Source organism: Aeromonas sp. 1805, from assembly GCF_013085525.1.
In the GTDB taxonomy this organism is placed as follows: Bacteria; Pseudomonadota; Gammaproteobacteria; order Enterobacterales; family Aeromonadaceae; genus Aeromonas; species Aeromonas hydrophila.
The window spans coordinates 2651224-2662330 of the sequence record NZ_CP038515.1 but is presented as its reverse complement, the minus strand read 5'-3'; the positions used below and the strand labels follow the sequence as shown (position 1 = coordinate 2662330).

The following is an 11107-nucleotide window of genomic DNA, read 5'->3' as shown; positions in this document are numbered from 1 at the left end:
TGGAATCCACACGTAGAATGAACAGCAACTATTCGGAAAACTGGCAGCACCTCAAATCTATCTTGACTGGATATGCAACGACAAATCGAAGCTCTAGACTTTATTCATATACGGATCATACCCAAGCGAAGGCACTATCAATTTTTTTAGCCCACGCCACCCTAGCAACTCCCAAGTTGGACAGACCAACAGTAGAAGCTATTCTCACTGGGCGAACAACTTGGCCATGTACTAGTGCAGCGCCTCCATTTGTGGGAGGGAATATACCTCTTTCGTTTCTTGAAGAAAACGGCTTGGTAGCTTTTTATACAAACTGGTGCTCCATACACTGCCTGAGAATGGGAAACGTGGACAACGTTGATCCAAGTCTGATCCCATTGATCCAAACCATTGAGCATCTAAAGGACATCAGCTATGGCCAGAATGGCTATATCCAACCACATTATATAATGCCCGAAAATGAGCTGGATAGGCTGCTGGTGACACATTTTGGTAACATACCTAGAGTGGAGCTTCTTCCAGCACTACTCCTTGAAAATGGCAACTTCAAACTGCTGCCTGGTAATCAAAACTTCAGCTCACTAGTAAGTACCTATTTGTGGCTAAAACTATGTGAGTTACTAGAGCCAGAACAGGCATTCGAGCAATGGATCCTGTGTCTGCGCGTTAATTGTAGCTGGGCTATGCCCGTGCTATTTGATTATCTTAACAGTTCAGATAAAAATATATTTCACGACCAACTAACATCCTATTTAAATAAAGATGCCGCACTCAGTCTCTCCATAGATACCTTGTGGAAGCAATTCATCAATGAGCACGACTTCTCAAGTATCCTTACCCCCACCAGAGTTCATGTTGGCATCACAATTAGTGCTGATGAGAGTACGCATTCAAGGGATGAAGACATAATTGAGCTCGAGAAACCCACATTGGATACCCTAAGTGCGGCCTACGGTTCATCACCTTGTAAAGATGACACAAGTAATTTGCAATTTGTCCGTCAAGGAAAGCATTTTAGGCATTGGAGGAAACCCGTAGAGTTCTACAGTGCATTAGTGTCCAATACAATTGAAAATAGCATCTATCTAGAGGGAATTACACTCCAGTCGTCGGGTTTCACGGACTCTCTGCTAGACCTAGCTGCCTCCCGACCGATACTGAAACATCTACTGTTAAATGTACTACCAGAATACGAAAACAACACCTACAAGATTTTTTTGTTATCAAATATTGCTACCTGTGACATTGCCTTATTTTATCTCTCACAACGTTCACCCGCCAACTCACGCCGAGAGAATAATCCATTTATTCAGGACTTTGACAAAGGCTATCAATATTTAGTTTGCCACGAATACCTTCGCACGATCGAGAAAGAGTCCGACAGTGGTCAACGCCTATTCAATGTAGTAGATCTATTGGGCGACAGATGTAACAACTTGAATACCAAGGATTTCTCTAAAAGTTTTGAGTATCAGTTTCTACTCTGCCTGTTAGATAGTTTAAACCATCAGCATGTCATTCAACTCGGCCAAGCATTTGCTCAATTCTCGGCAACAAGCGAAACAACTAAAATCAACCAGTCTCAGCAGCACCATAGATATCTTCTGGGTTTCTGGTTAATGGAACGTCTTGAGGATACCGGTATCAATCCAACAGGTACGTTAAACAGCTTGTTGAGAACAGGACTTCTCAAATACTACAAAATAGAATTTGAGGAAAATTTGGAGGGGCACCGACGTAGTCTAGAACCAAGTGCATTTTTTTCGGCTCTTCCTTGGCACAAGCTCATTGAGCAAGAGGATGTGACCCCACTTCTCGCACTATCGAACAATTGTAATGACTGGCTGAGGAGACTGAATTACTCGAGCGAAAACAACTTCGTGTGTGCCTCGACCATTCGACACTATCTACAGATATTGATGTGCGTGGGGCGACCCCAAAGAACTTCCAATAATTGGGATCGCATTGCAAACCGGGTGGCTGAAATCGTCCGTACTCTGGGTTTTGGTCCGCGCGAGCAAGCTACTTATTTGTTCAACGAAACATTTTATGCTAGGGAGTACGATCTGTGGACGCAATTTTGTTCATACACCAACTTGCTCCAGAACAGTCTGTATGACGATCTCGTCGAGCGCGTCACACCACTTATCCCCTTGGATCAGTTATTTGTCCTGCTTGAACGCTGCTCTGTTATTGCGCGAGCTCAGCGATTACAGAACATTATTGCAACTCGGCAAAACCCTGAAACGGAAGACCTGGGACTCTCTGAGCTTGAGAAGGCTTTCGTCTCGGCCTGTGATACCGGCCATAAAGACCTAGCAGCTAAGCTGATAACTACTGCAAAGGGTTTTTTAGCCCAAGAACGCTTTGCCAAAACCAGTAACCCTCACATTGTTAGAGCCCGCAAAGTCTGGTCGAGTTATGAGTACAAATGGCAATTAATGGACCTTCTCGCGACCCAGCTCCCTCCTGATAAATTTGCAGAAGAAGCTCGGAGACTCCCAATACCACACGACCACAGCAATCAGCCTTACCAAGAAAATGATCAAGCTCACTGGCAAGAATGTGAGTATTTTAGACGGTATATTATCGCTGCAGCTTACTGCCAAAAAGATCCAGAAAAATGTGTACGTATCATGAAAGGTCTGTATCCAGAAACTAAAAACAACCACCACAATTTTATGTTGTTCAAAGGATGCTTGAGTCTTTATGCAATAAACAAAGATAAATTGGGACTGCGGCAGTCTCTATCACAGTTCCTGAGCAACCTCGGCGGCATTGAACCTGAGCATATGCCATCCCCTTGGATTGCGACTATTTTAGATACTTATCAGCAGCTTCATGATGCCCCAAAAGCCGACATCTTTTGGATGCAGTTAAACACTGATCAGCAGGACAGGGTCGAAGTTCTGCATCCATATTGCAAGATACTTATTGCGGAAGGAAAATCGTTAATCGCACAGCAAATAGTTGATCGTTATCTCGAACTGAATCAGCAGGCATCCGAGGAACTAGGACTCGAGGAACTAGGGCTCAACGAGCTTATTAATGAACTTGCCAAAATTAGACCACATGAACAGTCTCTAACTCAGTATATCCAGATAATGCTCGAGGAGTCACAACGTAGCACAGCTCAACTTACGAAACATTATAGTCAGATCGTATCCAAAGAATTTGAAGACTATGTAGCCATCGTAAGTCATGGTAAATCGACGCATGAATACTTAAAGAATATAGTGTTAGAAATAACTAATGAATTATTACTGCGTAAAAAAAATCTACAACAGCATTCAGTGACTCCACTCGGAAAGGTAAACGCCAGGGTCACCCAAGAGGACTTAATCAACGACTGGTTCACGTCGCTGTTTGATAAACGAATGGCCGAGGCTCGTATTGGATTTAGGGATCAAAAACGCGGAGGTCAATCAGCATCCGGTAAAACCCCTGGTGAAATTGATGGTTACATCACCGATGCAAAAAACAAGCGAATTGCAATCTTTGAAGCGTTTAGGCTTTTTTCCATAGATAAAACAGTTATTGCCGACCATCTTAACAAAATCTCTGGATATGATAACGAATCACTCAGCCCTATTTTTATAGTAGCATATTGTGACGTCAGTAATTTTGCTGGACTGATTGGCGGATATAGTGATTTTATTACCAATCAAGATTACAAAGGCTTCAGTATTGACTTGGAAATTTGTCATAACGTTGAAGTCCAGCGTAGCACAGATCTCCTATGGCTGGGTATGGAGCGTCGTTACCGTAATCATCAGGAAGTAATTTTCTATCATCTACTACTAAATATGAGTATTAAATAATATTTTTCATCTCAGCATTGCAATTACTAACAACTCTAAATTAACCATGGCAATATGAAAATATCACAACCGACATAAAACAATTTATCATCAGTTACAAACTTTTTCTTACTTGTAACTATTCCAATCTCTTCGATAAATGATCAATTTAACGAGGTCGTCACAAATATGGCTGTCTCGCTTTTGAATTATGCAATCCCTATAAATTGCTAGGCTACAGCAAGCCCGATTTCGCGTTCCTTGGCATGCCAGATCACAAATAGTTCTTCAATAAGAACCTCACCCGCTTCGTAGGCATAGAACTCTGCAGCCACCTTGCGCGGTTGGGTCAACCAGATAGTGGACGATGTCTCCATATTCCACTCAATGAAAGTCCGTGCACGCTTCATGAATCGCTCATTGATGTCGTTCTCAATGCTCTGATGGTTCGACATCAAATGCATTCCCATAGGGCAGGGAAAAGCTACAGCCGTCAAATCATGCTCCTGGGCAATACTAATGGCTACATCAAAATAACTATCAACGATCGAAGACTCTCCGTGCGATGCGAGGAAATCATCCATCGGGTTAATCGCTCGAATGATCAATGTATCTCTGTCAGCATCTAATGCAGGTACACGCTCGAAATAGAGCAAGGCCATACCAGCCAGACACTTCTGGTCTGGAGCAAAAACGAGTAAGTGTGCATGTCTCGATTCCTGCCACATAGCAGTATTTCCACGCGTACAAATGCCAGCGGCCTCCTTAGCGAAGAAGGCAGCCGGAGACTTCGAGACAAATGCCTGCATTGTCGTGTAGGCCTCTTTCACATTCTTCTTCCGATCAAAACGCTTCTTCTGTTTTGCCGCCCAGCGGCGGTACACGCGTAACACTGTTTCACGTGTGTTCGTCAATGCTAACCTGAGAGCATCTTTAGCAGAAAGAGAGTCAGCGGTATAGTGCATGCCTAGTCGGGAAGCCAAGAGCGATGCATCTGTATCTAACAAACTTTCGACGAAATCTATCTCAAATACATCCAGAGCATCCCCCAACTGAACATCGAATAACTTATGAAGGGAGTCTACCTGTTGGGAAGTGAGCAGGCCGGGATCGGCAATCTGTTCGATCTCTTTGACTCTTTGATCCAACCAAACACACACATTCGAGTCATCTCCAGCGATTGCCATCAGCACGCCTAGATGCGAAGTCAGCGACCAGACATCAGCAGCCGGATCGAGCAACCTCTTCGGACTCAGGTAGCGACATGCTGTATACATATCCTTTTGCCGACTACTTGTGAAATTTACTGCAAACTGCGTGGCCTCCTTCAGAGCGTGGAGGCCACGTAGATCAATCAACTCATCCAGTTGCTGCTCCGTTTGACCCCAACTCATGGAATAGGGGGTGCCTGTAGCAAGCCAACTAACATCTGCTTCCCGTCTAATCACCCGATGCCAATTATCACGAACCGTTCTCGATGTGGTCCGATATACTAAAGCAATCAGATCAGCTTCTAGGTCACTCAGCTCCGCCCTCGTGGGGCCATTACCAGTAAGAAGCTTGCTGAGCTCCGGTGCAAACTGAGCAATCCGGGTACGTATCTCCTCCACTGGAGATCCAAGTAGATCGAGTATACTCAACACAAGTACGCCACCAGTTTCTGTGAGTAGGACTTTCAGTCTAGGAGCAACTTCGCTCCTATACTCTTCGTGCATACGACGACGTTTCTGGTGGTAAGCTTCATTCATCTCATCGTCAGCCAAAACCGGAAAGGGGCCTAATACAGCACCAATTTGCTTGTCGATAACAGACTCAACAAAATCCAGGTTACTCTTCAGTAATTTGAAGTTTTTGCGTTCAAACGCATCGTCCAACAAAATCTTACTTACAGCATTCACTCCACTCCAGAGTCGAATATCTTTGATACCCGGCGCATCATTGTGATACCACTTCAGCAAGGCTGAAAGGCCATATAGTCCACGCTCTTCTCGCACATAACGCAGCAGAGTTACGCCCAGTGGAGCAAGCTTTAGTGCCTGCTTCAGATGCGTGAAGGTACGCAACTCTCCCGCCTTCAAAAGGTAGTTGAAAGAATCTGTATAGCCTCCCCTGCCAGCCCGAGCAACCCACTCCACGACCGTTGCTACAGGCTGATCATGAGCTCTCTCTCCGGCAATATTCAGCCAACTATCAAGCTGATCCGCTCTGAGCTGCTTATAGCAGTGCTGAAAGGCCAGAACACTCTGTGCATCCCCATATCCATGCTTGACCAACACTTGAAGAAAGGAAATCAAATCACGTTCTGCTAAAAGATAGTCTTCAGCCAATGCCAACTGGGCAAAGGTGAACAAATGTGGCGCTGCTAAAAGCTGCTGTAACTTAGTGGTGGCCGCAGGCGTTCTATCTTCTCGATCACCTGCGGCCAGAATGAGAGCCTGACAGGCCGCTAGCGCTGTGACATCAGCACCAGCCGCCCGCAACTCCAATACTAATTTTTTACTTGGTGTCTGCCCAGAATCAAGCAGACACTTAAATAACCCTATATCGACTACTGAGTGAATACCCAATACATAAACTAAGAACGCCCAGCGTTCCGGCTGTATTAGCATCACCTGCTCGCCTAGCGTCTGCAACAGCTTAGAGAGCTCGGGACTGTTGAGTTGAAGGATTTCCACCGTGGCCTTGAGCCGCTGCGGATCGAAATCCTTCACGTCTAGCCTGACCAGCTGAACAATAACTTGCGGTATTACACCGACATCCTGTAGCACTTTTATGACCTGACGGAATTGCGATACCTCATTCAGGGTCAACTGCTCGTCACTGTAGTAGCGCGAATTACTGCGCTTAGGTAACTGAGATAAGACATCTGTAGAATCAATTACCCCTAAGTTGACTAAGGTAAGAACGATCATTCCGTTGATCCTTTGATCTACCTCACGGGCTATGCGATTTACCTCATCCATCCGGTATTCGCCCAATTGATAACAGGCCTGCATCAGACTGATATCTACAAAACCAATGCGATGAAACACCTCGCTAGTTCGAGGTGCTTGTAACTTGCGAAGCGCGAAATCTAAGGAAGGGCTAAAGTAACCTGGGTTCAAAATTGTCCGTTTAATTTGCAACCTAAAAATCAGGCACCTTCCTTCGAATGTACCAACCGGTTGAAGCAGAAGTCGCGCCCTCCGTACATTGACCCTAGATGGTAGAAAGAGCATCAAATACTGCCCCGACGCTGCGGCCCTCGTGGGTAATAATGGTATTCCACTTGGTATGCGCAGTGCCATACGCAAGAACAGCTCAATTTCCGGCTCACACTTGAGCATTTGCTCACCGTGAAACACAAGATGCTCGCGAAATGCGGTGATACGCCCCCGAAGCAGCTGAATTTGACTGCCCCCCCAAATGGAGATCTGCAACTCCGCAACTGAGGCAGCTTCAAGCCAAAGATGATACGAGCTCGAAATTCTCGATAAGCAATCCGCACAGTAATGGCTTGACCTCTCAAATTCTTTCCCTGACGACCTTTATTGTTGAATCGATGACGAAGATTGTAAATTGTTCTGCGTAAGTGGTCGTGTGAACCCCACGAAAATGTCTACTCGCTCGGCTACTTCCGCTAACGTTAGATGAGGCTCTAGCCTCAACGTATTCACGATCAGCTCAGGCGTTCTCAACCGACCTTCTACCGACATTTTTGCCGACATTCCTGCTTCTACATCTGGCTGATCACTGATGGCTTGAGCAAGAGCTTCACGCAGAGCTTCCAGTAAAAAGAGGATAAACTCGTTACAATCACTGCGGTTATCAGCCTGACTTAGTTGCTGATAGTAGTGATCTTGCCGCGCCTTGATCACCGTATCCACTGGCAAGAAGGCCATTACAGGCTGTCAGCAACTCAAGATCACTGTCTGCCATAACCGCCCCATCCGACCATTCCCATCAGCAAAGGGATGAATAAACTCCAACTCATAATGCAAGGCACAGGAAGCAATCAACGGATAAGCCTCGGTCTCAGCCAGCCACGTTAATAGTTGTCCCATCAGACGAGGAACCTGGTTCGCAGGGGAGCCATATGCACTAACTGCTCGCCTCGATAGATATCTACACCACCGCTACGCCAGTGACCCGCATCATCACAGAGTCCACGCATCAGTAGTCCGTGAGCACCAAATAAATCATCAGCTGAAGCCGGATCCCAATCAGGCATTGCCTCATAGGCCGCAAACGCATTACGGACCTCCTGGATTTCCCGTGGAAGCCCAAGTACCGTCTTCCCCTCAATCACTGCCGTCACCTGCTCGACACTCAGGGTGTTGTGCTCAATAGCAAGCGAAGCTTGGATGGTGCGGATCCGATTCTCTCGACGCAGCATCGGCACCTGAGAGCTCTGAGCAAACCGCCATTGCCCCACCAACTCGGCGATGTCCGCCACCCGGCTCAACATGGAGTGGGTCAGGGTGAAGGGAGGGGAATAGGCTGCCATGGGTTACTCCAACTGATCCGATAACAAATGAGGGATTAGCTTAACAGATCCGGGAGCAGAAACTCCCGGATCAGATGCCATCTAAAACTGCAGTAAAAGTCTTTTATCAACACCAATAAGCCTTCAAAGGTTACTCCCCCCGAAACAGCGGTCCCCTTGTCCGCGCCTCTTGGTCTCGTTTTTAGCCAGATAGGCTACCCGCACAAGCATCTTTTTGAGCGACTCGGTATCATTCCGCTCAATGAGATATTCAGCATTCTTGGGGAAATGCACCAGTCCCATTTTTTTACTATCTTGCAGATTGATATTTTCATCATACACAGCGGTGTGCCACGCCACTCTTATTTTATTAGCAAGGTTCATTCTTTCCGATTCATAGTTCCCTAATTTGTAGTAAGCATCCCTATTCAAAAAAATCATCATGTGATAATGAGGACTGAGAGCATCGGCTGTTTGCTCCTTAGCCCAAACATATCTAATCTCAGTCGAATGAACCCTCTTGCCTTCATAACGTCGTTCTGACTCATCGCGCTCAATGAGCCATTTAAGCCTTGAAAAGAACTCTTTAATTATCCTTGAGCCCGACTCAGGCTTTAAGGCTAAATACATTCCAAAGCCAGTTTGTTGTTCAAAATGAAAGTCAACTCGAAAAGCAAACACTCTGGAGTAATGCTTAAGAGCGCTCTCCGATACAGAGAGGATTTTCTCTAAATTATCCACATTAAAGCTATAGTTCCGAGCTTCGTAGAACTGCTGAGCAAGCAGGACATACTCTTCTATAGAAATAGACATTTGAACTCTCCCAATAGATTGTTGATAGCCATTGAAGGTTTAAATAATGATGGGTATATTTTGCGGATAGAGCCGTAGTATTGGTCTATTAACTGGTGTAATCACCAGGATAGTTTGTGTATAGATGCGATTAACACTTTCCTTGAATACGGAATAGATCAGTTAAATTGTCATGATAAACGATGACTATTGCTCAGAATGGTTCAAGCAAGTGGATTTATAGGCTGTCAATATACTTCCAATGAAGAGAGTATTTAATTTAAATATACATGTCCGTTCAACTTAAAACATATATTACTATTACCTACACCAATGTATTGAATTTCAAACCAACCTAATAACTCTAATCCCTGATAGGACAATAATTCTAGCCTCAGCAATGAGCCAATTTATTTAAATTACTCATCAGAAATTAGCCCTAGCGAAGATTTCTTTTCTCTTCAATCCATGACTCTATTTCAGAGTTAACCCAAGCAACAGATCTTGGGCCGATCTTGACTGATGCTGGAAATTTACCGTCATTCATCTGACGGTAAACTGATGCCTTAGAGAGTGATGTCATTTCCATTACATCTTTCAATTTAAGTAGTTTCATGATGATCTCCTTTGTCGTACATAGGAGGAGGCCCACATGTAAAAAAACATGTCTCATCAGAGCACCAGCCAAAACAACTACAGGACACTTCTTACTATAAGTCCTGCAATATAAGATTGCCCTCATCACTATACATAAAAGCATTACTTGTACTGCATATCACATTTATAGTCATGCATAATAGCAACACTTTATTATTAAAAACGGATATTTAGATAGCAGCTCAGTTCCCTTCATTACTGTTACAAGGCCAAGTCGTTGATGAGTGACGCGGCCTTGCCGAAAATAAACACAATGCTGCAGTGAAAGCCATGAGCACTTGATATAGCATTGAGCCATAAACAACCTAAATCCAGCATAGATAGAGCACTAAACTTAAGTGATCTGACTCAAAAATATGACACGATTAAGTTGAAAATCACGCAATAAAAAGTCATAAAATCACGATAAAATGACAACAAAAGCGCGTTAAATTACTAAGTAATAATAGAGCGAGAATATTAAGATGGCTCAAATAATAAATTCAATTGGTCTTACAAATAGACAAATAAACTATCTGTCAAAAGTGATACCTAATGTAGACTTCAACCATATTTATGATGAAAATATTTTTTTAAATGCAATTCAAAAAAACGCCAGCGCTATATTAAACCGCTCTGCATATAAGCTTTTTAGTTTCGAACAAGATATTAACAAGGTTAAATTGATTGATTACATCAATTTTGAATGTATGGAAATAAACAACTTTGACTGGATTGATACAGAAAATGAAAGGCTATGCGATTATATTTGGTCTTATATTAGAATTTTAAAAGCATCAACACCACACTACAATATATATATAGATAAGGCAGATATTTTAAATACAGGAAAAGGTCAAAATTCAACTGATAACTCTCTCTTTGAGATAATGAAAATCCCACTCCTGCCAAAAGATAGTAAAGCAAAGAAAGCATCTATTATTTGTTTTTTTGATTTGTTGGATCATGAACCAAAAATAAAAATCGCCATACTTAATACTTTAAAAGAAAAGTGGATATTCGTAAGTAAGATACGTGATGTTGTCCAATGGGCAGACTCAAACAATAAAGAGTGGGCTTGGAACTACCTTTACAAAGGCAGCAATCCGATGTGGTTTGTCGAAAATGGGCATCCAAAAAATCACCTAAATGGAATAATAACAACCTTCGACTTACTAAACGACTCTGAAGATAGAAGAGAGTTATTGCTAGCAAAAATGAAATCAGCTTGGTCACAAAAGGCATATCGTGATAAAAACAATGGTAAAAAGTCGGTAAGTATCGTGCTGTCTGAAGATATCATTAAAAAATTAGACTTCATTTGTCAAAATACAGATAGAAGAAAAAATGAGGTAGTCACAAGACTGATACGAGAAGAGTATGAACAAATAAAAAAAGGTGGACACTAGTCCAC

The 11107-nt window shown here is 43.5% G+C and carries 8 protein-coding genes; 2 read left to right on the top strand and 6 right to left on the bottom strand.

What is annotated here, in order from left to right; genetic code table 11:
- Nucleotides 1-17 precede the first annotated feature (17 nt).
- A complete protein-coding gene (locus E5E96_RS12575) occupies nt 18-3821 on the top strand; it encodes a hypothetical protein (RefSeq protein ID WP_171282283.1) in 3804 nt (1267 codons plus the stop codon).
- Between the two features lie 209 nt (nt 3822-4030).
- Here E5E96_RS12575 and E5E96_RS12570 read toward each other — a convergent pair whose 3' ends face one another.
- The 6 genes from E5E96_RS12570 to E5E96_RS12555 form a co-directional block, all read right to left on the bottom strand.
- The gene (locus tag E5E96_RS12570; protein ID WP_171282282.1) at nt 4031-6832 is read right to left on the bottom strand and encodes a hypothetical protein; all 2802 of its coding nucleotides are present in this window, start codon (nt 6830-6832) and stop codon (nt 4031-4033) included.
- Nucleotides 6833-7327: 495 nt separating this feature from the next.
- Nucleotides 7328-7666, bottom strand: coding sequence for a hypothetical protein (locus E5E96_RS22540; RefSeq protein WP_253264624.1), 339 nt, complete (start codon nt 7664-7666; stop codon nt 7328-7330).
- A gap of 24 nt (nt 7667-7690) precedes the next feature.
- Nucleotides 7691-7843 (bottom strand): Fic family protein, encoded by a 153-nt coding sequence (locus E5E96_RS22535; RefSeq protein WP_253264623.1) that lies wholly within the window; start codon nt 7841-7843, stop codon nt 7691-7693.
- Entirely contained in the window at nt 7843-8286 is a 444-nt protein-coding gene (locus E5E96_RS22530) for a Fic family protein (RefSeq protein WP_253264622.1), read from the bottom strand. The genes E5E96_RS22535 and E5E96_RS22530 overlap by 1 nt, the downstream gene beginning before the upstream one ends.
- 123 nt (nt 8287-8409) lie before the next feature.
- Nucleotides 8410-9078 carry an inovirus Gp2 family protein gene (locus tag E5E96_RS12560; RefSeq protein WP_171282281.1) on the bottom strand — a complete coding sequence of 223 codons (669 nt, stop codon included), beginning with the start codon at nt 9076-9078 and terminating at the stop codon, nt 8410-8412.
- Nucleotides 9079-9496: 418 nt separating this feature from the next.
- On the bottom strand, nt 9497-9673 hold the full coding sequence (locus E5E96_RS12555; RefSeq protein ID WP_171282280.1) for an AlpA family transcriptional regulator: 177 nt from the start codon (nt 9671-9673) through the stop codon (nt 9497-9499).
- 505 nt (nt 9674-10178) lie between these two features.
- Here E5E96_RS12555 and E5E96_RS12550 point away from each other — a divergent pair.
- On the top strand, nt 10179-11102 hold the full coding sequence (locus E5E96_RS12550) for a hypothetical protein (RefSeq protein WP_171282279.1): 924 nt from the start codon (nt 10179-10181) through the stop codon (nt 11100-11102).
- The last annotated feature ends 5 nt before the right edge of the window (nt 11103-11107 follow it).